25 protein-coding genes are annotated in these 24,249 nt (G+C 46.8%); 12 read left to right on the top strand and 13 right to left on the bottom strand.

What is annotated here, in order from left to right; all coding sequences use genetic code 11:
* Positions 1–20 precede the first annotated feature (20 nt).
* Positions 21–674, top strand: a complete 654-nt coding sequence (gene rluA / locus PRUTH_RS09615) for a bifunctional tRNA pseudouridine(32) synthase/23S rRNA pseudouridine(746) synthase RluA (protein ID WP_045979615.1) — start codon at positions 21–23, stop codon at positions 672–674.
* 99 nt (positions 675–773) lie between these two features.
* On the top strand, positions 774–1,628 hold the full coding sequence (locus tag PRUTH_RS09620; RefSeq protein WP_045979616.1) for a DUF3530 family protein: 855 nt from the start codon (positions 774–776) through the stop codon (positions 1,626–1,628).
* Here PRUTH_RS09620 and djlA read toward each other — a convergent pair.
* On the bottom strand, positions 1,625–2,464 hold the full coding sequence (djlA, locus tag PRUTH_RS09625) for a co-chaperone DjlA (RefSeq protein ID WP_045979617.1): 840 nt from the start codon (positions 2,462–2,464) through the stop codon (positions 1,625–1,627). The genes PRUTH_RS09620 and djlA overlap by 4 nt on opposite strands.
* A gap of 388 nt (positions 2,465–2,852) precedes the next feature.
* On the opposite strand from djlA, the gene lptD reads away from it, so the two are divergent.
* From lptD to PRUTH_RS09665, 8 genes are all read left to right on the top strand, one after another.
* Entirely contained in the window at positions 2,853–5,030 is a 2,178-nt protein-coding gene (gene lptD / locus PRUTH_RS09630; RefSeq protein WP_151173736.1) for an LPS assembly protein LptD, read from the top strand.
* Positions 5,031–5,043: 13 nt separating this feature from the next.
* A complete protein-coding gene (surA, locus tag PRUTH_RS09635) occupies positions 5,044–6,336 on the top strand; it encodes a peptidylprolyl isomerase SurA (RefSeq protein ID WP_022946348.1) in 1,293 nt (430 codons plus the stop codon).
* Positions 6,337–6,341: 5 nt separating this feature from the next.
* Complete coding sequence (gene pdxA, locus PRUTH_RS09640; RefSeq protein WP_151173159.1) at positions 6,342–7,334, top strand: 4-hydroxythreonine-4-phosphate dehydrogenase PdxA; 993 nt, start codon at positions 6,342–6,344, stop codon at positions 7,332–7,334.
* On the top strand, positions 7,331–8,137 hold the full coding sequence (gene rsmA, locus PRUTH_RS09645; protein ID WP_022946350.1) for a 16S rRNA (adenine(1518)-N(6)/adenine(1519)-N(6))-dimethyltransferase RsmA: 807 nt from the start codon (positions 7,331–7,333) through the stop codon (positions 8,135–8,137). The genes pdxA and rsmA overlap by 4 nt, the downstream gene beginning before the upstream one ends.
* Positions 8,121–8,510, top strand: a complete 390-nt coding sequence (apaG, locus tag PRUTH_RS09650) for a Co2+/Mg2+ efflux facilitator ApaG/CorD (protein ID WP_022946351.1) — start codon at positions 8,121–8,123, stop codon at positions 8,508–8,510. The genes rsmA and apaG overlap by 17 nt, the downstream gene beginning before the upstream one ends.
* Positions 8,511–8,514: 4 nt before the next feature.
* A complete protein-coding gene (locus tag PRUTH_RS09655) occupies positions 8,515–9,333 on the top strand; it encodes a symmetrical bis(5'-nucleosyl)-tetraphosphatase (RefSeq protein WP_151173160.1) in 819 nt (272 codons plus the stop codon).
* Positions 9,334–9,436: 103 nt separating this feature from the next.
* Positions 9,437–11,452: a HAMP domain-containing methyl-accepting chemotaxis protein gene (locus tag PRUTH_RS09660; RefSeq protein ID WP_151173161.1), complete on the top strand. Its 2,016-nt coding sequence runs from the start codon at positions 9,437–9,439 to the stop codon at positions 11,450–11,452.
* Positions 11,453–11,582: 130 nt separating this feature from the next.
* Complete coding sequence (locus tag PRUTH_RS09665) at positions 11,583–13,244, top strand: amidohydrolase (protein ID WP_151173162.1); 1,662 nt, start codon at positions 11,583–11,585, stop codon at positions 13,242–13,244.
* On the opposite strand, the gene PRUTH_RS09670 is transcribed toward PRUTH_RS09665, so the two are convergent.
* Positions 13,229–13,459: a YgjV family protein gene (locus PRUTH_RS09670; protein ID WP_045979623.1), complete on the bottom strand. Its 231-nt coding sequence runs from the start codon at positions 13,457–13,459 to the stop codon at positions 13,229–13,231. The two genes, PRUTH_RS09665 and PRUTH_RS09670, sit on opposite strands and share 16 nt — an antisense overlap.
* Positions 13,460–13,707: 248 nt before the next feature.
* On the opposite strand from PRUTH_RS09670, the gene PRUTH_RS09675 reads away from it, so the two are divergent.
* Positions 13,708–14,358: a Crp/Fnr family transcriptional regulator gene (locus PRUTH_RS09675; RefSeq protein ID WP_022946356.1), complete on the top strand. Its 651-nt coding sequence runs from the start codon at positions 13,708–13,710 to the stop codon at positions 14,356–14,358.
* A gap of 73 nt (positions 14,359–14,431) precedes the next feature.
* Here PRUTH_RS09675 and PRUTH_RS09680 read toward each other — a convergent pair whose 3' ends face one another.
* From PRUTH_RS09680 to rplU, 8 genes are all read right to left on the bottom strand, one after another.
* A complete protein-coding gene (locus PRUTH_RS09680; RefSeq protein ID WP_022946357.1) occupies positions 14,432–14,995 on the bottom strand; it encodes a phosphoribosyltransferase in 564 nt (187 codons plus the stop codon).
* Positions 14,996–15,104: 109 nt separating this feature from the next.
* A complete protein-coding gene (locus tag PRUTH_RS09685) occupies positions 15,105–16,343 on the bottom strand; it encodes a uracil-xanthine permease family protein (RefSeq protein ID WP_022946358.1) in 1,239 nt (412 codons plus the stop codon).
* Positions 16,343–16,972, bottom strand: coding sequence for a uracil phosphoribosyltransferase (gene upp, locus PRUTH_RS09690; protein WP_022946359.1), 630 nt, complete (start codon positions 16,970–16,972; stop codon positions 16,343–16,345). The genes PRUTH_RS09685 and upp overlap by 1 nt, the downstream gene beginning before the upstream one ends.
* 128 nt (positions 16,973–17,100) lie before the next feature.
* Positions 17,101–17,472 carry a DUF3718 domain-containing protein gene (locus PRUTH_RS09695; RefSeq protein WP_022946360.1) on the bottom strand — a complete coding sequence of 124 codons (372 nt, stop codon included), beginning with the start codon at positions 17,470–17,472 and terminating at the stop codon, positions 17,101–17,103.
* Between the two features lie 77 nt (positions 17,473–17,549).
* Complete coding sequence (folA, locus tag PRUTH_RS09700) at positions 17,550–18,029, bottom strand: type 3 dihydrofolate reductase (protein WP_022946361.1); 480 nt, start codon at positions 18,027–18,029, stop codon at positions 17,550–17,552.
* A gap of 63 nt (positions 18,030–18,092) precedes the next feature.
* A complete protein-coding gene (cgtA, locus tag PRUTH_RS09705; RefSeq protein ID WP_045979625.1) occupies positions 18,093–19,250 on the bottom strand; it encodes an Obg family GTPase CgtA in 1,158 nt (385 codons plus the stop codon).
* Positions 19,251–19,361: 111 nt separating this feature from the next.
* The gene (rpmA, locus tag PRUTH_RS09710; RefSeq protein WP_022946363.1) at positions 19,362–19,619 is read right to left on the bottom strand and encodes a 50S ribosomal protein L27; all 258 of its coding nucleotides are present in this window, start codon (positions 19,617–19,619) and stop codon (positions 19,362–19,364) included.
* 17 nt (positions 19,620–19,636) lie between these two features.
* Complete coding sequence (gene rplU, locus PRUTH_RS09715; protein ID WP_022946364.1) at positions 19,637–19,948, bottom strand: 50S ribosomal protein L21; 312 nt, start codon at positions 19,946–19,948, stop codon at positions 19,637–19,639.
* A 344-nt stretch (positions 19,949–20,292) separates the two neighbouring features.
* Here rplU and ispB point away from each other — a divergent pair, with 344 nt between their 5' ends.
* Positions 20,293–21,264 carry an octaprenyl diphosphate synthase gene (gene ispB, locus PRUTH_RS09720; protein ID WP_151173163.1) on the top strand — a complete coding sequence of 324 codons (972 nt, stop codon included), beginning with the start codon at positions 20,293–20,295 and terminating at the stop codon, positions 21,262–21,264.
* Between the two features lie 102 nt (positions 21,265–21,366).
* On the opposite strand, the gene rpoH is transcribed toward ispB, so the two are convergent.
* The 3 genes from rpoH to ftsE all read right to left on the bottom strand — a co-directional run bounded on the left by rpoH (position 21,367) and on the right by ftsE (position 24,225).
* Complete coding sequence (gene rpoH, locus PRUTH_RS09725; RefSeq protein WP_022946367.1) at positions 21,367–22,230, bottom strand: RNA polymerase sigma factor RpoH; 864 nt, start codon at positions 22,228–22,230, stop codon at positions 21,367–21,369.
* A gap of 331 nt (positions 22,231–22,561) precedes the next feature.
* Positions 22,562–23,548, bottom strand: a complete 987-nt coding sequence (gene ftsX, locus PRUTH_RS09730) for a permease-like cell division protein FtsX (RefSeq protein ID WP_151173164.1) — start codon at positions 23,546–23,548, stop codon at positions 22,562–22,564.
* Positions 23,545–24,225, bottom strand: coding sequence for a cell division ATP-binding protein FtsE (gene ftsE / locus PRUTH_RS09735; protein WP_022946369.1), 681 nt, complete (start codon positions 24,223–24,225; stop codon positions 23,545–23,547). The genes ftsX and ftsE overlap by 4 nt, the downstream gene beginning before the upstream one ends.
* Positions 24,226–24,249: the final 24 nt, after the last annotated feature.

Here is a 24,249-nt window from a genome sequence, read left to right on the forward strand (position 1 = left end):
CTTATCTAACGGGGCTGGCCATGCTGTTACACTATAATCCACCGCGCACTCCTTATCTGCGCATTCTTTACCAAGATGATGACTTATTAGTACTGGATAAACCCAGTGGTTTACTCAGCGTTCCCGGTAAAGACCCTAAGCATGCTGATTGTGTGATCCGTCGCGCTAACCTTGTTTTTCCTAGCGCCAAAATTGTGCACCGCCTGGATATGGCTACCTCCGGGGTTATTTGTCTGGCATTAAATAAAGCCGCACACCGCCACCTAAGTATGCAGTTCCAAGAGCGGCAAACGGCCAAGCGTTACCTTGCTCGGGTTGAGGGCCACCTAAAAGAGCAAAGTGGTAGCGTCGATTTGCCCCTTATTTGCGACTGGCCGAACCGGCCAAAGCAAATGGTCGATCATGACCGAGGAAAACCCTCACTCACGCATTATCAGGTGCTTGATTATGAGCAGGACGCCACCCGTGTTGAGCTCACCCCTATCACCGGTCGCAGTCACCAGTTACGCGTACATATGCTTAGCCTAGGACATGTGATCCTCGGCGATAGACTTTACGCCCACGAACGCGCCAAAGCCCGAGCAGATAGGCTACAACTACACGCCACTTGGTTACAGCTACGCCATCCTAGTAACGAAGAGATGATGGAGTTCACCGCTTCGTGTCCGTTCTAAACTTTTTATGACGTTGGCCGATAGCTATGTAGATATAAAAATAATAGAGGGTGTTTAACGTCTGTGCTGCGATTGATACTGATATTAATAGGGTTGCTCGTGCAATGGCCAGCCAATGCCAGCCCGGCCCTCGATAGGCATTACCTAGCTAGCCTCGATGAGACACAAACGCTACTCGCCAAAGGGGAAGAGTTTAGTGTGGTGTTTCGCCCACATATGGCGTCAGAGCACCGCGGTGTAGTGCTTATGATCCCGAGCATCGACGACCCCTATGGTAATCAACGTGGTTTTATTTTTTTACGGGCACTGCTCAGTGAGCGTGGCTACAGCAGCTACCTCTTAGTTAACCACCCAGCAACACGTGACGATGAGCAACAGAGCGAAGCTGCCCAGCAAGACGCTAGCGAAGAGCAGCAACAAGACCAAACGCAGCAATCTCAGGAGCCGCCTCCACAACCTGCTGACGAAACCGAGCAGCCGCAACCCAGTTATGTCCCAGGCTATCAACAAGCCATCTCCTCTGAACTGTTGGATAAAGAACAACAGCGCTTAAGCGCACAACTTACTAGTCTGCTAGAGCGGGCACAAGAGCAAGGCAAAGCGGTTAGTGTGTTCGCTGCTGGGCGCAGCGCCGGCTTACTCAGTGAGTACTTTGTCGATAATCTACAGGTGGATATTAACGCGTTTATTGCTGTGGGCGCCTACTTGCCGGTCCCTGCGCGCCACCATCACATTAGCGCCAATTTATCAGTGATGCCCCCTGCGGTGCTCGACGTGTACACCCCTTTTGATCATAGCTGGGCCACACAGCAACGGCCACAGCGACGACTCTGGGCAGAGAAAAACAGAAAATTTGATTACCGCCAACGTACATTATTCGCTGAGCTTAGTGAGCAGCAGCAAATACACCGCCTAGCAACGGAAATCGACGGTTTTCTGCGGCGCTTATTCTAAGCCTTTAAGTACTCATACGCCGCTTGGATATCCTGACTTTTCTTTTGCGCTAACTTCATCATATGCTCAGGAAGGCCCTGAGAGACTAACTTATCTGGATGGTGCTGCGCCATCAACTTGCGGTAGGCCTTTTTAACAGTGCGCGCATCCGCTCCCTCTTCCAAACCAAGAATATCCAACGCCTGACGACGATTCATACCCGCATCGCTGGTACTTGATGTACGCCCTTGATGATGCTGCTGTTGTTGCTGAGAAAAGCGTTGCTGCTGTTGGCGAAAAGCAAATTCGGCTTGGTAGCGTTTGAGGATAAAGTTAAAATGGGTTTTACTGACACCCAGCCCTTTGGCGACCTGCTCCAACAGCGCTTTTTCTTGCTCGGCTAAGTGACCATCACTGAAGGCCATCTGAATTTGGATTTCCAAAAATAACTGCAACATATCGAAGCGCCCGGCAAAATGCTCGCGGAACTCTCGCAGCGTCGCATTCATGGAGAAATCAGCCTCTTTCCCCGCGCGAAATGCATGCTGAGCTTCGCGCTTGTCTTCACCACTTAAGCCCATTTCATCCATAAACTGTGTAGCTGCACGAATGTGCATCTCGTTGACGCGACCGTTGGATTTCGCAATGTGCCCCATGACAGCAAAGCAACTAGAGAAAAATAAGGCTTGGCGCTGAGATACATCTTCGTGGTTAAAAAAGCCACGAAAACCGCCAGCACGGTCAAAGTCCTGCTTTAAGCTTCTATCGAACATATGCCCAACGAACAGCCCCAATAAGGCGCCAAGAAACTTACCAAACATAAAGCCAAAGCAGGCACCAAGAAGCTTGCCCCACATCACCTAAATACCTCTGAAAACCAATGTGCACCACATAGTGACGAAAAATCATCGAACTAACAAGCGAAAGCATGACCCAGTAGCGCAGCTAGTTGTATACCCTAGCGCTTTTATTGCTAACAATTTTTAACCCTTATCCGCTGACATCGCTTTGTCAGCGGATGTAATTACGGAAAAATTGCTTTATTATGTCATGCTTATTTCCAGTGCACTTGGCAAGCAACATTAAGTTTAAGGGAAGTCGATGAATAAATTGTGGGGCATGGTTATTCTCGCCCTGTATGGTGCCAGCGCAGGCGCCGTTTTTGCGCGCACAGCAGAGCTTGCGGCCAACACCGCTTCGGCGCAAGAGCACACAGATACCGATAAAAAACAGTTATCACAAAATATGAAGGTAGCGCACTGCTTAGCTGCTTCACGCCCTGCGCCTTGGCAAGCCCCTAACTTACCCTTGGGTCTAGTAGAAATTGTTTCCGACGACGTTGAATTAATAGGCCAAGATAGTGCTCAGTTTGACGGCAACGTCAACATCAATACGCGCACCATGAGCTTACAAGCGCAGTCGGCACTGATCGACAAACAACAAGGTTTATTAAATGCGACTGGGCCGCTAACTTACCGAGACGGTGTCTCTAAAATCACCAGTCGCGGCTTAAATGCAAGCTTAAACGACTCTAATATCAGCCTTCTTGGTGCCGATTATCAGCTCACTCAACAGCAAGGCCGTGGTGGCGCTGAACAATTGCAGGTTAATGAGGACGCCTTAGAGCTGAGTAATGCCAGCTTCACGACCTGCCCAGTCGATAGCGAAACCTGGGCAATCAGCGCCGATAAAATCATTCTTTCGCAAAAAGAAGGTTGGGGCGAGACCTACGGTGCCACACTGAAAATTTATGACACTCCGGTGTTGTATCTGCCTTATTTTACCTTTCCTATTGATGATAAACGCAAAACAGGGTTTTTAGCACCACAGATTTCCAGCTCAAACCGATTTGGCGTGGAGACTATCACTCCTTACTACATCAACTTGGCTCCTAATTACGACCTCACATTAACGCCGCGCTATATGTCCAAAAAAGGTATTCAGCTGCAGTCTGAGTTTCGTTATTTAACCCCGAGCAGCCAAGGTTTGCTAGGGCTCGAATACTTGGATTCAGATAAAAGTGAGCGCGAGCTTGGAAACCGTTATTTATTCCACTGGCAGCAGCAGAGCTACTTTAGTGATGTCTGGCGTGCAGGCGTTGATATTACGAATGTGAGTGACGATAACTACCTCACGGATTTGAATTCTAATTACGCCAATAAAACCGACACCCACTTAGCCCGTACGGGGATTCTTACCCATTTGGGTGAGCGTTGGCGCACTGATATACAATTGCAAGATTATGAAGTCCTGGGCGACCATCTTGAGTCCTACACAACCTTGCCTCGCATCGGCTTTACACAGACGAATGCCTATAAATTGGGTTGGTTTGACGCCACAGTAAGCGGCGAGTTGAGCCATTTCCGTAACAGCACGCGAACTATTGATGAAGCCACACGAGTGCACATAGAACCGCAACTGCGTTTTAGTGAAGAGCGTTATGCGTGGTCATTTCTCTCCGAGTTCAGTGTGCTGCACACTTATTATGACCAGCAAGGTAACCTTGAAGGGACGCAGTATGAGCAAACGGTAAACAGAACCCTACCGAAAGTTCGCCTATACAGCCAACTTAACTTCGAGCGCGACACCAGTTTACTCGTCGAAGATGGTATTCAAACCCTGGAACCACAAATTCAATATTTGTACACCCCCAATAAAGACCAAAATAACATTGGCCTGTTTGATACCACCAAACTCCAAGACGACTTTTATGGCCTGTTCCGCGATCGTCGTTTCTCCGGTGTAGACCGCATCGCTGCGGCTAACCAAATTACCCTCGGGGCGACAACGCGTATCTTTGATAAACAAAATGAGGAATTATTTAACCTCAGTGTCGGGCAAATATTTTATCTCTCTGATTCTGCTAAACCCACAGAGCAAGACTTTGCCGGCGAAAACAATTACAACGCGTTATTCGCCGGTGAAGCCATGTGGCACTGGCACCGTCGTTGGTATCTCTCCGGCGGCATTCAGTATGACACCGATGGCAAGCAAATAATCCAATCCCATGTGACCCTAGATTATAAGGGCGACGATAATGAGTTGGTGCAGTTGAACCATCGCTATGCAAACGATGTCTCAGGGAATACAATTGAGCAAATAGGTATGTTTACCAGTGTCCCAATTGACGATAACTGGCAATTCGTGGCCAGCTACCACCGTGATATTGAAACCGGTCGTAGCATCGAAGTGTTCAGTGGTTTACAGTATGAGTCATGTTGTTGGGCAGTGCAGATCACTGGCCGCAGACAAATAGAAACGGACTTAAACCAAAGCATAAACCAAGAGCAAGCCATCTTCGACTCGGGGATCGGCATCAAATTTGTCCTTAAAGGACTTGGAGGCAAGAGCAGTTATGATGCACAAAAGTTACTTAGAGAAGGCATTTTTGGCTACCGTCGCCCCTATTTCCTTACCAATTAAAGCAATAAAAAGTATGAAATTCAGACGTTTTTTAGCAACAACTTTATTCGCCCTAGGGTTATCTCAGGGTGTACAAGCACAAGAACAACTTATTGACCAAGTCGTAGGTATCGTTAACGAAGGGGTGATCCTTGAAAGTGAAGTGGACGCCATTGTTAACCGAGTAAAAGCACAAGCCAAAGAAAGTGGTCAAGATCTTCCCACTGACAGTGCTTTACGTGTGCAAGCTATTGAGCGACTCGTCAATCAAACCTTACTGATGCAAATGGCCGACCGTATGGGCTTAGAAATCTCCGATGGCCAGCTTGATCAAACTCTTGCAACCATGGCTAAAGACCAAGGCGGTACGATTGCCGACATGCGTCGCTCTGTGGAAGCATCCGGTGAAAGCTTCGCCCAATTCCGTGAAGATATTCGTAAAGAGATCACCACTCAGCAGGTATTGCGCGCTAACGTCGATCGTCGTATCTACATTAGCTTGCAAGAGATTGAAAACCTCTTACAAATTATGGAGCAGCAAGGCGGCAACAGTGAGGAATATGATATTGGCCATATTCTTATCGATATTCCCAGCTCTGCAACGCCAGAGGAAATTGCCAGTGCGCAAGACCGTGCAGCTAAAGTAATTGAATTACTTGAAGAAGGCCGAGAGTTTAAGCGTATCGCAATCGCCTCATCCAGTGGCTCTAAGGCGCTCGAAGGTGGACAGCTAGGGTGGATGAGCACCAATGAAATGCCTTCATTATTTGCCGAGGCAGTGAAAGGTAAGAAAAAGGACACGATTGTTGGCCCACTGCGCAGTGGCGCGGGCTTTCACATCATTAAAGTACAAGACGTGCGTGGCCGCCAAGTCGTGGAAACTGTCGAGATGCGCTCACGTCACATTCTTCTCAAGCCCTCAATTATATTGAGTGAAGAGAAAGCACGCTCAATGCTTGAAGGCTTTGTCAAAGACTTGCGTGCCGGTGATGCTGACTTTGCCGAATTGGCAAAAGAATATTCTGAAGATCCGGGCTCAGCGCTTAAAGGTGGTGAGTACGATTGGACCGACCCTACTACCTATGTGCCTGCGTTTCGCGATACGTTAATGTCGCTAGAAAAAGGCGAGATCAGTGAACCGTTCCGTTCCACTTTCGGCTGGCACATCGTGCAGCTGTTAGATAAACGCGTCGCCGATAAAACCGATTTAGCGAAGAAAAACCGTGCTCAACAGCTGCTATATAATCGTAAGTTCAAAGAAGAGAGCTTTGCGTTCCAGCAGGAGATCCGCGAGCAAGCGCACATTGAGATCTTCGCAGAGGATTAATGGTTATGACCTTACGTATCGCCATTACTCCGGGGGAGCCGGCTGGCATAGGCCCGGACTTATTGCTTGAATTAGCACAGCAGCAGTGGCCCGCACAACTGGTCGCTATTGCTGATGCTAAGCTATTGCAACAACGAGCCAAAGCGCTGGGTCTGCCGCTACGGTTAACGCCTTTTGATGAGCAAGCTCCTGCCCAGCCCAGCGCAGCGGGTGAGTTGTATATCCATCAAGTCGATTTAGCAACGCCTGTGGTGGCTGGTGAACTTGATGAGAAAAATGGCGAATATGTGCTTGATACTCTGCGTATTGCCTGTGAGAAAAACATGGATGGCACGTTCGATGCCATCGTCACAGGCCCAGTTCACAAAGGTATCATTAATAAAGCGGGTATTTCTTTTAGCGGGCACACCGAATATTTTGCACAACAATCAAATACCCCGGATGTCGTGATGCTGTTAGCAACACAAGGACTGCGAGTTGCGTTAGTCACCACGCACATCCCGCTGGCCTATGTAGCCAAAGCCATTACAGAAGAGCGCTTGAAAAAGGTAATTGGTATTCTTGAGCACGATTTACGTACTAAATTCGCAATTGCCAAACCGCGCATTTTAGTCTGTGGTTTAAACCCACACGCTGGCGAAGGCGGGCACCTTGGCCGTGAAGAAATTGAAGTGATCACTCCGACCTTGGAAGCGCTAAATCAACAAGGTATGAACTTAGTGGGCCCCCTTCCTGCAGACACCCTTTTCCAAGATAAATACCTCAATGAGGCGGATGCAGTACTAGCGATGTATCACGATCAGGGGTTGCCTGTGTTAAAATATAAGGGTTTTGGAAATTCCGTAAATATCACCCTTGGCCTCCCTTTTATTCGCACCTCAGTCGATCACGGCACTGCCCTTGACTTAGCTGCGAGTGGCCAAGCAGACGCTGGCAGTTTTCGCGTTGCTTTAAATGAAGCAATCAAAATGGCGAGCAAAAAAGCTAAGAGACAATGACAGATAAATTACACCTAGGCCACTATGCTCGAAAGCGATTCGGGCAAAACTTTCTTCATGACGAAACCGTCATTGACAAAATAGTCACCGCTATCGACCCGCGTCCGGGCGATAACCTAGTCGAGATTGGCCCAGGTTTGGGCGCAATCACCGAACCGGTGTGCGAGTTGACCGATCACCTTAACGTGGTTGAGCTTGATAAAGACTTAGCCGAGCGCCTGATTCACCACCCTTTTATGGCACCGAAGCTAACGGTACATCAAGGCGATGCGATGAAATTCGATTTTTCCTCGCTGCTACGCAACGACGCCAAATTAAAAATATTTGGTAATCTGCCTTACAATGTTTCAACACCACTGCTATTCCACCTATTCAACTTTGTTGATGAGGTGGAGCATATGCACTTTATGCTGCAAAAAGAGGTGGTTAATCGTATGGTCGCAGGTCCAGGTAGCAAAGCCTTTGGCCGTTTGAGCGTAATGACACAATATTACTGCCATGCCATTCCTGTTATTGAAGTGCCGCCTAATTGCTTTAAACCGGCACCTAAGGTGGATTCGGCCGTGGTGCGCTTAGTGCCGAAAGACAAAGCACAACGCAGCGCTAAAGATACTAAGTTACTTAATACCGTGTGTTTAGAAGCGTTTAATCAGCGCCGTAAGACACTGCGAAATAGCTTGAGCAATTTATTGGATGAATCGCAGCTAAAAGGCCTAGGTATCGATCCAAGTTTGCGAGCAGAAAGCCTGAGTTTACAACAATTTATTGAGATTGCGAATTGGTTATATGACAACAAGCAGTAGTACAGATTCAGCGATTAAAGTGAATGTCGAGACCTTCTACGTTGAAGGTCAATCGGAGCCAGAGCAAGACAAATACGTATTTGCTTATAACATCACGATAAAGAATCACAGCCTGAGTAGCGCCAAGCTCGTCAGTCGTTATTGGCTTATCACCGACGCCAATGGCAAAGAAGTCGAGGTAGAAGGTGAAGGCGTGGTTGGCGAGCAGCCAACCATCGGCCCGGGTGAAAGTTACAGTTATACCAGTGGCGCAGTGTTGGAAACTCCCGTAGGCACCATGCAAGGCTACTACGTGATGCGCAGCGAATTTGGCAATGAGTTCCAGGCGCCCATTGATGTTTTCCGCCTGAACTGCCCCAACATTTTACACTAAGCTCATGGCGCTATACGCAATAGGTGATCTGCAAGGCTGTTATCATGAATTTGATGCACTGTTGCGGCGTGTTGATTTCAACCCCAGCCAAGATCATCTCTATTGTGTGGGTGATATCGTTGCGCGCGGTCCCGACTCGCTGTCATGTCTGCGCCGACTTGCGCAATTGCAAGGCAGTGTGAGTGTCACCTTAGGTAATCACGATTTACACCTACTGGCTTGTGCAGCATTAAATAAAGAACCCAACCCAAAAGATAAACTCGCCCCTTTATTTGCCGCCGATGATTTTGATTCCCTACTCGCGTTTTTACGTAACCAACCCTTAGCTCTTTGGTTAGCACCGCTAAACACTCTGGTATGCCATGCTGGTTTGTCTCCACATTGGTCACTTGCGCAAGCTCTTGAGCAAGCGCAACAAGCGCAGCGCTGTTATCAAGGAAAAGACGCAGCCCATTATTTCGCGCACATGTACGAAAACAGACCTGTAAAATGGTGCGATTCTCTCAGCGAAATGGAAAAGTTTGTCTATACTATCAATAGTTTCACCCGCATGCGCTTTGTGGAACCCAGCGGTGCTTTAAACCTAAAAGAAAAAGGTAAACCAGGGTGTGATGATCAGCTTGTACCTTGGTTTGCTCACAGCCATCGTCAGCATGATGATTTTGACATTGTATTTGGGCATTGGGCGGCACTAGAAGGCAAAACCGGGCGAGATAATGTACATGCTTTGGACACAGGATGTGTTTGGGGTGGCAGCATGACTCTGATGGACTTGCAGAGTAAGAAAAAAGTTGTAAAGCAATGCGAATTTTTATCGCAATAAGCTGATAAAAACGCAAAAAGTTGTTACATTTTAGCAATAGTTACCTTAATTTATCCTTAATCCTGCCGATAAGTTAAGATATTTTATGTAGTTAGGAACATCTATGAAGCTTACTGTGAGTCAACGTATCTGGGGTGGATTCATCTTTATCACCCTCCTCCTTTTGGTTATAGGTGGCAACTCTCTTGTTCGCATTGCGAATATTGATAGCTCGACGCAAAGTGTTAACCAACTTTCTTTACCTGCTTTAGATAAAAGCTCTGAGCTACAAGTTGAATTTGTGCTCATGAGTAAAGCTGCACTGGGCGCCTACAATAGCGAGGATGAAAAGTCCCTTGCTGAGCTAAAACAAGCTTACAATAAAGAGCAAAAGCGCTTTGACAAGTCCATGGCGAACCTTATGGATGTGGTTGCTGATGAGCCAGAATTAAAACAGCTCGCGCAAACCGTAGAAAAAACTTACACCCAGTTTGAGGGCCAAGTCACTCAGCTGTTTAGCAATAAAGCGAAAGCGCTGGCGCTTCGCAATACACTGCGCAGCCAGTTTGACGATATCGACCTAAACGCAGAAGATGCCATTTCTGTGGTTCTTGATATTTCTGACTTAGACGGCCTAGAAGAAGACTCACCACGCGCTTACCAGGCAGTTACGCAATTGGAAAACAACCTCACCGCAATTGCCACCACAGGCAACGACATTCTGTCTGTTAAGAATAAGCAAACGCTGGAAATTATTAAGAACGACCAACTGTTTTATATGGACGAGCTTGAACGCTCAATGGGGCTGATTGAAGAAGCTGTAAGCGCTAAAGATGCGTCACTGTACAGTGATTTAAATACCTATGTGAGTACCATTAGCGATGCGGTTAAAGGCTCAAGTTCACTTGCCGCAAACAAGTTGGAATTACTTAATACCTTAGATAAAACCACGGTTAATCTTGAAAACTCAGAAGTAACCACTGAGCAGGCGATCAAAAACCTGACCACCTTAGTGAAGCAAGTAAATAACCTTGCCTTCAAGCAACAAGAAGGTGTACGTGCCGATGTCAGTGCCGCTAACCTGTGGACTTGGTTGGGCATGATCATAGCCACCATCATCGCAGTGATTGTTGCTTACTTCACCGTAAGCCGTATTACTAAACCATTGAGTGAAGTAAACAGCGTACTTAATATTGTTGCCTCGGGAGATATGACGCAACGCTTAGACGACAGTGCACAAGATGAATTTGGTGAGCTGGCACGCAGTTGTAATACCCTAATTGACAGCTTGCGAGCTTTGATTCAAGGCATCATCTCGCGTTCAACACAACTTGCTGCAGCATCAGAGCAGACGTCGACCATCACCTCTGAGTCAAGCCACGCAATTCAATCGCAGCGCGCTCAGGTAGAGCAAGCCGCGACTGCCACAACCGAAATGAGTAGTACCTCTCAGGCAGTGAACGACAGTGCTCAACAAGCACTGAGCGAGATTAAGAATGCCGACAGCGAAGCTAGCCGTGTTAAAGGGATCTCTAACCAAAACAAAGAAACTATCGAACAGTTGGCTATTGAAGTTGATAACGCCTCACAGGTTATTAATCAGCTGCATCAAGACAGCGCATCAATTGGCGGTATCTTGGATGTTATTCGTGGCATTGCCGAGCAAACTAACCTCCTGGCATTGAATGCTGCAATCGAAGCCGCACGAGCAGGCGAACAAGGGCGAGGCTTTGCCGTTGTAGCTGACGAAGTACGCTCGTTGGCAAGTAAGACACAAGAGTCGACGCAAGAGATTCAAAATATGATTGAATCACTACAAACCGGAGCTCAAGCTGCTGTAGAAGCGATGTCGAAAGGCCGTCAACAAGCCGAGTCCTGTGTTGAGCAAAGTGAGCATGCGACCACTGCACTAGACTCAATCACTCACGCCGTTGCCACTGCACACGATGTGAGCGAGCAAATCTCATCGGCAGCGATGGAGCAACAGCAAGTGTCGCAAGAAATAAGTGAGCGCTTGGAGCAAATTGTTTCTATCGCTGAGCAGACAGCTCAAGGGGCCGACCAGACTTCAGAATCAAGTACTGAAGTGGCCAAGCTCGCTGAAGAGCTGCGCCAATCTGTGGACCGCTTTAAGGTTTAAACAGCCAAGTGCTGATGATAAGGGCCGCTTTAGCGGCCCTTTTTGTTGCTGCTTAATTATCCTCCCCTTCCCGGCTGTTCCCTTGCGTATAAATTTGCTACATTCACAAAGCTGCTAACAGAGGATAAAAATGATGAAAAACAAACTCGTTGCACTATTAATGATGTGCTCTATACCTTGCACAGTATTGGCACAAACCACGGTTATTCATAACATAAAAGGCTATACACCCACTCAAAAAGGCGAGCTTGAGACCTTTGCAACCTTAGTGATTAAAGATGGGCGAGTGATCAATCGCGGCAAAGCACAACTTAGTAAAAGCTACCCTGATGCAAAGCGCATCGACGGCCAAGGTAAGGTGCTACTTCCTGGCCTTATCGATGCACACGGTCATATCATTGGCTTAGGGCAAAACCTAATGCAGCTTGATTTACGCGGTGCAACCTCGGTTGCAGAGGTGGGAAAGCGTCTTCAAGCGTTCGCCGCACAGTCTGAACAGCCATGGATTATAGGTCGTGGCTGGAACCAGGAACTTTGGCCTGGAAAAACCTTCGCCAGTGCCGCAGATTTAGACAAGTTCGTAAGCGACAGACCCGTGGTATTAAGTCGCGTAGATGGTCATGCTATTTGGGTCAACTCCAAAGCCATGGAGTTAGCAGGTCTTGATAGTGAGGTAACAAGTCCAGCCGGAGGTGAGATAATACGCACTGCTCAAGGGAATCCGAGCGGCGTGTTTATAGATAAAGCAGAGCAGTTGATCACAGCACACATTCCCAAGCGCAGCGAGAAAGCTCTCGCCACAGCCTTAGATAAAGCCGGTCAACATTTATTAAGCTTAGGTATTACCAGCGCCCATGATGCCGGCATCGATTTTGATACGTGGCAACTGTATAAACAACGCGCCAAAGACAACAACCTTCCGCTGCGCATTTACGCTATGCTCGGGGCCACCGATGCTAAGCTCGAGACCATGCTCAAAGCTGGTAAAGTCGATGATAATGAAGACATGTTGGCCATTCGCAGTGTGAAAGTGTACGCGGATGGCGCGCTAGGCTCTCGTGGCGCCGCCCTACTGCAAGACTATGCTGACAGAAAGGGGCATCGAGGCCTGATGCTTGAGGACCAACAACAGCTCGAGGATATTTTCAGTTTATGCTTTAAGCATGGTTTCTCCGCTCATACCCACGCTATAGGCGACAGAGCGAACCAAATAGTGCTTAACGCATACGAGAATGTCTTTAAACGCACAGGTGGTATTTTGCTACGTAACCGTATTGAGCATGCGCAAATTGTTGATACCGATGATATCCCGCGCTTTAAAGCACTTAAGATTATTCCTTCTATGCAGCCGGTTCATGCCACCTCTGACATGCATATGGCCGAGCAACGCTTAAGCGACTCACAACTAGCAGGCGCTTATGCGTGGCGTACATTTTTAGAGCAAGGCTCTCGTGTGGCAGCGGGTTCAGACTTTCCCGTGGAGCTTGCAAACCCTTTCCATGGTCTTTATAGCGCTATCACACGCCAAGACCATCAAGGCTTACCTGAGCAAGGTTGGCGTCCTAAAGAATTGCTCACGCGCGAGCAAGCTTTGCGAGCATTCACTCTAGACGCTGCCTACAGCGCCTTCCAGGAGTTTAAGGTTGGCAGTTTAGAAAAAGGCAAGTGGGCAGATTTTATCCTTGTCGACACCGACATTATTCATGCCCCGGTGCAGCAGGTATGGCAAACCAAGGTGTTAGAAACTTGGTTGGCAGGCCAGCGTCGCTACCAGCGTCAGCCTGCGCTTTGACGTTTAGCCTGGGCTAATTTGTGCAAGTGATAGATGTTAACAACAGAGAGTAAGGCGTTGGTCAGTGCCACTGGCCACGCCGCAATGGCGACCCCATAGGCAGTGAACGCGATACAGCCGGCGAGATTAAACCAACGCAGTTTCACGACATCGCTCATCGCCAGTGACGTAACTAATAAAGCAGAAGCGACATAGCCTAAATATTCCCAGGTCATTTGTTCTCTCCTCTGCTTTAAGTTAGCATAAACCTCGCTTGTTATAAGCCATTGTCGGCAACATCGCGAGAATAAGATAAAAAAGCCAATTCACACCACTGAGTAAAAACGAATAAGTAAACACGGGAATGATTAAACCTATGACGGACTCAGTCTCTGTGCGTAAATTGGCATAAAAAGCGCTACATTTTCATCGTAGCGACATATTGGTGTAACAAAAAGGACAATTGTCCCAACGAGTTTTGACTATGTTTCAATATCATTTTTCTACCGACTTGGTAGAGCAGCTACTTCATTTCACTGGCAATCGCTACCAGCAGCAAAAAAAGGAAGTGCTATTACACCAAGATCAACCGCTTAAAAAGCTGGTACTGGTGCGCAGCGGTACCGTGTCTTTTAGCTACGATGTGGGCAATGGGCGACGTTTGCTCTTAGGTCAGCTTGATTGCAACAACACCCTGATTGGGGAAATAGAAGCGCTTAACAATCAGCCCTGTATCTATACCGTAACCTGCTTTAGCGATGTAAGTTATAACCTTATCGAGCTCAAGCATTGGCGCCAAGTATTATTAGAGAACCCCCAGCTGAGCTTGTACACAGCGCAAACTATAGCCGCGAAGTTTCAGGAAAACCAAAAGGTTAACCTTGATAAACTGTTACTGCCGCTAAGCTATAATATTGCCAAAGATTGCTTAATGCGGGCACAAAACAACAACCCGACCTTGTTACGCGCCTACCCCACTGTGAGCGCCGAGGCTGAGCGCTTTGCCACCACAGAGCGGGCTTATCGACGCGTGGTTACCGAGCTGGTTGATAAAGGGCTTATTGTGCGCAGTAAAGAAGGCTTACAAACAATTGATGTGTCAGCTTTAGAGGAGTTTGTAGAAAGCTTCACGTAAGTGAGATCAGAGCACCAGCCTGCCCACTTGGGTTGTAAAAATGGGATAAAAAAAGCAGCTTACGCTGCTTTTTTTAATCGACTAATAAGTCTTTAATGTTGGCTAAATCCGATTTACCTTCAATCAATTCCTCGGGGGTTAACCCTGAAAGTTCATGAGGGAACACCAGCCACTCATCCGATTCATGGATGTAATAGTCAGGCTTCATAGGGACTTTGGTATTTTTCGGCTTATAATATGGGCAAGCTACGCGAATATCTTTAGGCAGGTTCAAACGCATCAATTCTGCTAACTTTTCTTTTAATGCAAAAATACTGCGTCCTGAGTCGAAAACATCATCCACAATAAGGAGTGAATCACCCGCATTGGCATTTTCAATGATGTAATGCAAACCGTGTACTTTGATCTCTTTCGATTGCTTACCAATACCATAGTAAGAAGAGGTACGAACGGCGATATGATCGGTCTCTATCCCTTTATAATCATAAAACTCTTGTACAGCAATCCCAATAGGAGCACCACCGCGCCAAATACCAATAATAAAATCTGGACGGAAGCCGTCCTTATAGACTTGCGCAGCGACACGAAACGAATCTTCCAATAGTTGCTGTGCGGTAATATAAAGCTTATCTGACATAAGTTGCCCCTAGTTTGTGGTGGCTGAAGTTGAACACTGTGTCTTAGTGTGCCGCCACCAAACGATAACATGTGGCGGCAAATTCTATCGCATTTTCAGAATAAATGCTCTAGCCTTGCACTGGCGATTGCTTTTTACTGGGTAAAACAAGATTGAGCACGATGCCAAATATGGCGCACAAGCTAACGCCTTGCAGGGCAAATTCATTACCACCTATTTGCATACCGCCAATACCCAACACCAAAATAAGTGCAATAATCACTAAGTTGCGTGGTTCACTCACATCCAAATCAGCCTTTAATAACGTTTTTAATCCAACCACAGCAATAGAGCCAAACAACAAAATCATAATGCCCCCCATTACTGGGACCGGAATAGTTTGTAAACCCGCCCCCATTTTGCCTATAAACGCCAGCAAAATCGCGATAACGGCGGTCCACGTCATAACCTTGGGATTGAAGTTCTTGGTCAGCATCACTGCACCGGTGACCTCTGAATAAGTAGTATTAGGCGGCCCGCCAATACTGGCAGCTAGGCTCGTCGCGACGCCATCTCCCATCAGTGTGCGGTGTAAGCCCGGTTTTTTTAGGTAATCTTTACCGGTAACCTGACTAATAGCCATCATATCGCCAATATGTTCAATAGCAGGCGCAATGGCCACGGGGATCATAAACGCCACAGCCTGCCACTTAAATTCTGGCGCGCTGAATGCGGGCACAGCGAGCCATTGGGCATTGTTGATCACCGCAAAATCGACTACGCCAAAGGCCAATGACAAGGCATAGCCAACAACAACCCCAGCTAAAATAGGCACTAAACGCCACACTCCTTTGCCAAACACAGCAAAAACCAGCGTTGCCACCAGAGCCGCCATGGATATCCACATTGCATGATCATAGGCCACTAATTGGGCGCTGCCATCACCACTTTTGCCCATGGCCATATTCACTGCCACAGGTGCCAGCGCCAAACCTATGACCATGATCACCGGGCCAACAACCACCGGTGGTAGCACGCGGTGCAGCATGTCTGTGCCTTTCAAGCGAACAAGTACGCTCAGTAACATGTAGGCGACACCTGCAGCCATTAACGCGCCCATGGTAGCGGCACTGCCATACAATTGGTTACAGGCAATGATAGGTGCGATAAAAGCAAAGGACGAAGCCAGAAATACCGGAACTTGCCCGCGAGTAATAAGCTGAAATGCCAATGTGCCAGCCCCAGCACTAAACAATGCGACGTTCGCATCAAGGCCTGTTAATAAAGGAACTAGAACCAAGGCGCCAAAGGCGACAAACAACATTTGCGCGCCGGTGAGGATGGTTTTAGGTGCAAATAAAGGCGTCATTAAACGGTACCAAAAATCTTGTCTCCGGCGTCTCCAAGCCCTGGCACAATGTATCCTTTTTCATTGAGGTGGTTATCAACTGATGCAGTATAAATATCAATATCTGGGTGTGCCGCCAGTGTCTTTTCTATCCCCTCTGGGGCAGCGACTAGCACGATCACTTTAATTTGTGTGCACCCTGCTTTTTTCAACATATCTAAGGTCGCAATCATTGAACCACCGGTGGCCAACATTGGATCGATAACTAGGCTCAGGCGCTCATCAATATTGCCGACCAGCTTTTCAAAGTAAGGCACCGGCTCTAAAGTTTCTTCATTGCGCTCAAGGCCAACAACACTTACTTTCGCTGCAGGGATCAGGTGCATCACCCCCTCTAGCATCCCCAAACCAGCGCGTAAAATAGGCACTACGGTAATCTTTTTACCTTTGATGCTTTGCACTGACAATTCACTCCCTTGCCATCCATCAATGGTTTTATCTTCTAACTCTAAGTTTTGAGTGGCCTCATACGTGAGTAAAGTACCCACTTCCGATGCTAACTCACGAAAACTTTTGGTACTAATGCCGTGTTCGCGCATTAAACCTAGTTTATGTTGAACAAGAGGATGATTGATTACATGAACTGCCATATTGATTTCCTGAAACGTTGTCGTAACTGCTATTTTATCTCAGTATAGGAAGAGAACTGAATGGCTATCGCCAATTATAGGCAAAAAAAAACCATGGACTTGGCCATGGTTTTTTTTGTAGACGGTGCTTAAAGACCGGCACGGTCCTTAATGGCTGCGATCAGCGGTGAGCCTGCGTGATTGCTTGTTGCCCAATTTAAATCGGCGCCATCTTCTAGTGAACTTTTCGGTAAGCTTTTAATGATGTACTCGCCGGTGTCAACTGCGTTGCTCGCAACTGCGTGACGGACTAGGTTGTTGCCATTACACTTTACAGCATCGCTGATATCACGAATCTTAAGGCGTGCTGAGCGCAGCGTCTTACGTAAACGGTTTTTATCATCTGCAGCAATATACTCACAGATACTAATAGCTAGGCGATCATTCGCACTTGCAGGAGTGGTATACAGCGCACTTCCAGCTAATACGGCAGTAGCGATAAGCGTTGACATTAATTTCATTTGTAGCACCCTTTAATACTTTTTTCTTACAAAGTAGACTAATAGTTTACCAACAAGCACTAATTTTATCAATCAACTCACACTTCTTTATTAAGTGTAACAAACTCGTAGTTATGTGGATTCGTCGCATCTTTACTATGGCTAACCCGCTCTACACAGCGCCACCGGCCAACTTGCTCATAATCAGGGAAACGAGTGTCGCCTTCTACTTGCAAATCGATAAAGGTCAGATATAAGGATGAGGCTAAGGGTAAAAACTGCTCATAGATATGCCCGCCACCGATGACCATTACCTCTTCAACATCCTCAACTTGCGCTAGCGCTTGTTGCACCGACGTAACCACTTCGGCTCCTTCAAAAGCATAGTCTGAGTTGCGGGTGATGACAATATTGCGTCGTCCTGGAAGCGCTCGCCCAATAGACTCTAGCGTCTTACGACCCATAATAACGGGCTTACCTAAGGTCACTTGCTTAAAATGCTTTAAATCGGCTGGAAGATGCCATGGCATATCGTTGTCTTTGCCAATTATGCGGTCTTTGGCCATGGCCGCAATCATCGATATTTTCACTACAGATATCCTATATACAAAAGGGCGCAAGTGCGCCCTTCATAACAGTTGTTAACGTTCGTAAATGATCTCAACATCGTAGTCGTCATCATCCCAATCGTCCCAATCATCGTCATCACTGTCTTTAGTGGCATGACGGTGGTAGGTGTCCCACTTAAACTCAACTTCTTCTTGTTCCTGCTCTTGCGCGAATTTTTCTTTCGGCATGGACTCAAGAAGTTGCATAATATCCTGGCATAACGCTTGGGTGTTCAAGCCGCTCGCCGCTGAGATTTTATAAATATCATGCTCGACACCCAGCTCATTAGCGATGCGGTTACATACCTCATCTACTTCGCTTTCATCGAGTAAATCAATCTTATTAAAGACTAACCAGCGCGGCTTGTCAGCCAACTTAGGGCTGTATTGGTGTAGCTCATTAATAATGGCAAACGCATTATCCAAAGGGTCTGAGCCGTCAACAGGCAACACATCAATGATGTGTAATAACACTCGGCAACGCTCTAAGTGTTTCAAAAAGCGTATCCCTAAACCGGCACCATCAGACGCCCCTTCGATAAGCCCTGGAATATCAGCAATAACAAATGACTGCCCAGAGGCCGGGCGAACTACACCTAGGTTGGGTATCAAGGTCGTAAATGGATAATCAGCCACTTTCGGCTTGGCTGCAGAAACGCTGCGAATAAAGGTCGACTTACCGGCATTAGGTAAACCTAACAATCCCACATCAGCAAGCAACATCAATTCAAGTTTAAGATTACGTACTTCGCCAGGTGTTCCCAGGGTCTTTTGACGTGGTGCACGGTTGGTGCTTGATTTAAAGCGCGTGTTACCAAGGCCATGAAATCCACCTTTTGCTACCAGTAGTTTCTGTCCATGCTTGGTTAAATCCCCTAACCCCTCTTGCGTATCAACATCGGTGACTCGCGTGCCGACGGGCACTTTCAAGGTAAGGTCTTCACCTTTTTTACCTGTACAATTTCGGCTTTGGCCATTGGTACCACGTTGGGCCCGATGAAAACGCTCGAATTGGTAATCAATTAAGGTGTTAAGGTTTTCGTCTGCTTCTAAGTAGACGCTGCCACCATCACCGCCGTCGCCACCATCAGGGCCGCCGTCTGGGACATATTTTTCGCGTCGGAATGACACCACGCCGCTGCCGCCGTCGCCAGCTTCTGCACGGATTTCGACTTCATCAACAAATTTCATGATTTTTCACTTAGCGGATCTGCGATTGAATACCTGTATTATACAAGTTTATATGTATTGAAAACAAAAAACCCCGCAAAAGCGGGGTTTTTCTGTAAGCTGGGTTACTGATTATTCAGCAACGATGCTTACGTATTTGCGACCTAGGGGACCTTTTTGTTCGAATTGAACTTTACCATTTGATGTTGCAAATAGTGTGTGGTCTTTACCCATGCCTACGTTTGAACCCGCGTGGAAACGAGTACCACGTTGACGTACGATGATGTTACCCGCAAGAACTGATTCACCGCCAAAGCGCTTAACACCTAGACGTTTACTTTCTGAATCACGACCGTTACGAGTACTACCAGCTGCCTTCTTGTGTGCCATCTTTCTGTACCTCTAAATTAAGCGCTAATGCCAGTGATTTTAACTTCAGTGAACCATTGACGATGGCCCATCTGCTTGCGAGAGTGCTTACGACGTCTAAACTTAACAATCTTCACTTTCTCGCCACGACCGTGAGAAACAACCTCAGCTGTTACTTTACCACCGTTTACGAACGGGGTACCGATCTCGATTTTCTCACCATCAGCAACTAAAAGTACTGTGTCAAATTCAACCGCTGCACCAGTTTCTACGTCTAGTTTCTCTAGACGAATTGTTTGACCTTCAGTCACACGGTGCTGTTTACCACCACTTTGGAAAACCGCGTACATAATTAACTCCGTCTGTGCGCCCTCAAATCGACGCAACTAAATATTCTTCAATAGGGCGCGAAGTCTACGCTAAAACGCCCGGCTTGACAAGCTGTTTTTTCAATAAAAACTTGAAAAAATGGCGTCGATGAGGACATGAAAAAAATTTTCCTTATTCTATCTGTTTTTAGCCCGTTGCCAAGCAGATTAAGCAGTTTTTAATCACTTTTTTTAGCTTTGGCTTATTTTTACTGCTAAAGCTTATAAAAATGATGCTTTGCTGGGAAAGTGTCGAGCAATGGCAAAAATTCATGTACAATTCATCGCGCATTTCCTTGAACAACCGACAGTGGGCACGGAGTTAAATGGATATAAAAGCTATCCAGACGCTTATCGCTGACGATATGAACAGCGTCAATCAGTTAATACATGCGCAGATGCAATCTGACGTCGCACTGGTTAACCAGCTTGGTTTATACATAGTAAATAGTGGCGGCAAACGCGTACGCCCCATGTTAGCGCTGCTCGCAGCCCGGGCCTTAGGTTACCAAGGCGATAAACATGTCACCCTAGCGACTATCGTTGAGTTTATCCATACGGCGACCTTATTACATGATGACGTGGTAGATGAATCTGACTTACGTCGCGGCGAGCCTACCGCTAATGCCGAATTTGGTAACGCAGCCAGCGTGCTTGTGGGGGATTTTATCTATACCCGCTCTTTTCAGCTCATGGTCGGGTTAGGGCAAATGCGGATCATGGATATCTTGGCCGATGCCACCAATGTTATCGCCGAGGGCGAGGTTTTACAGCTAATGAACTGTAACGACCCAGATACCACCGAACAAAGCTATATGCAGGTCATCTATTCGAAGACCGCTAAACTGTTCGAAGCAGCCACTCAATTAGCAGCAGTGATCACCGAGCAAGACGCAAACGTTGAAGAGGCAATGCGCTTGTACGGTATGCACCTCGGTACGGCTTTCCAGCTCGTTGATGATGTGTTGGATTACAGCGCCGACGCCCACACGATGGGCAAAAACATTGGTGATGACTTAGCTGAGGGTAAGCCGACGTTACCATTAATTTATGCTATGCAGCATGGCGAAGCGGCGCAGAAACGACAAATACGCGAAGCAATAGAGCAAGGAAATGGCTTAGATTACCTCGGTGATATCTTGACGACATTAACACAAACAAAAGCGCTTGATTTCACTATGCAGCGCGCTCAACAAGAAGCTGACAAAGCCATTTCGGCATTGGATTTTTTGCCTGAAAGCGCAGAGAAAGAGGCGCTTGTTGCCTTAGCGAATATCGCAGTCAAACGCGACCATTAATGGGTGCCAGTAAAAACACACTATAAGTAGTGCTTTGATAAACAATTACTTAGATCGAAAAAGGCCAGCTAAGCTGGCCTTTTTTGAGCACGGTATAACTACTTATGCCATCGCATTTTGCAGCTTTTTCATCGCCGTTTTTTCTAGCTGGCGTACACGCTCTGCTGACACTTCATATTTTTGTGCCAACTCTTGTAATGTCGCTTTCTCATCTGCAAGCCAACGCGATGTAACGATATCCTGCGAACGATCGTCCAGCGTTTTCAGTGCTGAGAATAAGCGTGCATGAGATTGCTCTTGCCATTGCTCCTGCTCTACACTTTCGGCTAAATCCGAAGCGTTGTCAGTTAAGTATTGCACTGGCGAATAGCTTTGCCCAACACTGCTATCATCTTCGTCAGCACTTAAATCGAAGCCCATATCTTGGCCGCTCATACGTGATTCCATCTCACGTACTTCTTTTTCACTAACGCCTAGCTCGCTGGCCACTGTGGCCACCTCTTCTTGGTTGAACCAACCTAGGCGCTTTTTATTTTTGCGTAGATTAAAGAACAGTTTACGCTGCGCTTTAGTGGTCGCAACTTTTACGATACGCCAGTTCTTTAACACATATTCATGGATTTCAGCTTTGATCCAGTGTACGGCAAAAGACACCAAACGCACTCCCACACTGGGATCGAAACGTTTAACTGCTTTCATAAGGCCAATGTTACCCTCTTGGATTAGGTCTGATTGTGGCAAACCATAACCGCTGTAACTTTTGGCAATATGGGCGACAAAACGCAGATGCGACATGATCAACTGTTTTGCAGCCTCTAGATCGCCTTCTTGCTGTAATCGAGTCGCTAACCGACGTTCTTCCTCGGCCTCGAGCATTGGGATGGTGCTAACAGCCTGCAAATATCCTTCGATGCTCGCGCTTTGTTGGCCAACCGTTAATGCCATTGCATTTAAATTCGTGCTCATTTTTCACCTCGGGTGATCAATCTGTCCATTTAATTTAGCACTCTTTAACCGAGAGTGCTAATCGCATTGTAACCTTTGACCTTATGCATATCAAGAAGTTCTACAAATCTTCTTAATGCGCTCTAACTTAATGATAAAAAAGGAAAATAAGTTGAGAGATTCAATTGTAACTCACAAAGATGACAAAAGAATAACAGCAACTTTTAAATTCAACCTAACAAAGAAGCCCTGAATTAGAAGTGAACTATAGCACCACCTCACGCACTTGCCACAAGCAAAGCTGTGAGCATCACTTGATGAAACAACCGTGCTTACAAGCGGTGCCGGCCCATTAAACTTTATCCGGTTCAATTTCCTTGATATATCGACGCACAGATGAGTACGAACCACTAAAGCCCAAGATCACCGCTAAGCCAATAAGAATGAGGAATTCGTTAGCATCGAGCCCTTCTAAAATGAAGTTCGACTGGTATATTCCGGTCACTTGCACAACGGCCGACTCTAACCACCACATCATCAGCAGGTTGCAAATTAGCGCCACAAAGCCGCCAATAATGCCATACCAGATGCCTGTCCATAAGAATGGAGCTTGAATAAAGCCGTTGGTAGCACCAACTAACTTCATTACTTGAATTTCACTGCGCTTATCAATAATCGACAAGCGAATGGTATTGCCAATAATAAGAATGACAGAAGTGAGCAATAATAGGGCAATAGTGATCACGCTTTCCTTAAGAAGATTCAAAATTGCATTTAGACGCTCCAGCCACTCGATATCCAACTTGCCAAAGTCGACCTCTCGCTCTTGTTGTAATTTATCTAGTAGCGCATTAGCAGCATCTGCATTACGGTAGCGTTCACCCGGAGTGACCAGCACCACATCAGGCAAAGGGTTGTCATCCAAATAATCTAACGCATTAGCAAAGCCAGACACCTGTTTAAACTCTTCTAGCGCTTGGCGCTTGCTAATAAAGCGCACTTCTTCAACTTCTTTATAGAGCGCCAAACGCTTTACCAAACTTTGTGTTTGTTGCTCCGACATTTGTTCTTTAACAAATAAGGAAATCTCCGCTGCATTATCAAAGCCACTACTGACTTTCTGTACATTTTTAACGACCAAGTACAAAGTAGAAGGTAAGGTTAAGCTTAGTCCCAGTACAAGGATTGTCATCATTGATGCGGTTGGTGTACGCCACATCTCTCCTAAGCTCTGCACCCCTTGACGAATCGTATTAATAATACCGAAGTACATGCGTGCAACGGGCGAATGGCCTTTGCGCTGATAATCAGTTTCCCGACCTTTAAATAATAGACTCATGAGAGCGCCTCCTGAGCCAGTGGATCACTGAGCAGACGGCCTTCTTTAAGCGTCAGGCTACGATATTTCATCCGCGCTATTAAACCAAGATCGTGAGTGGCGATAAGCACAGAAGTACCATGGCGGTTGAAGTCTTCAAATAATTGCAGAATTTCCATCGATAACTCTGGGTCTAGGTTACCCGTGGGCTCATCCGCGAGCAGCAAAGGTGGGGAGTTAACGATTGCGCGGGCTATGCCCACCCGTTGTTGTTCACCCCCAGAGAGAGTTGTTGGGTTACAGCGGGCTTTATCACTGAGCCCCACTTTATCCAGCGCAGCATAGACACGCTTTTCTAATTGTTTGCGATGTGCCCCTTCAATAATCAGCGGTAACGCGACATTATCAAACACGGAGTAACGTTCAAGAAGTCGATGATTTTGAAAAATAATACCTATATCGCGGCGCACAAATGGAATTTGCTTTGCTTTGATAGCAGCGAGGTCTACGCCATTAATGGCGACTTTACCAGCTGAAGGGCGCTCCATTAAGCTAATAAGCTTAAGCAGCGTACTCTTACCAGCGCCACTGTGCCCGGTGAGAAAAGCCAACTCTCCTTTTTCGATATGAAAGCTGATTTTCTCTAAGGCTCGATGCCCCCCCGGGTAGGTTTTACTGACCTCTTGGAACTTTATCATTGTTATTATTTCCCAATGTTAGGG

The organism is Pseudoalteromonas ruthenica, assembly GCF_008808095.1.
In the GTDB taxonomy this organism is placed as follows: domain Bacteria; phylum Pseudomonadota; class Gammaproteobacteria; order Enterobacterales; family Alteromonadaceae; genus Pseudoalteromonas; species Pseudoalteromonas ruthenica.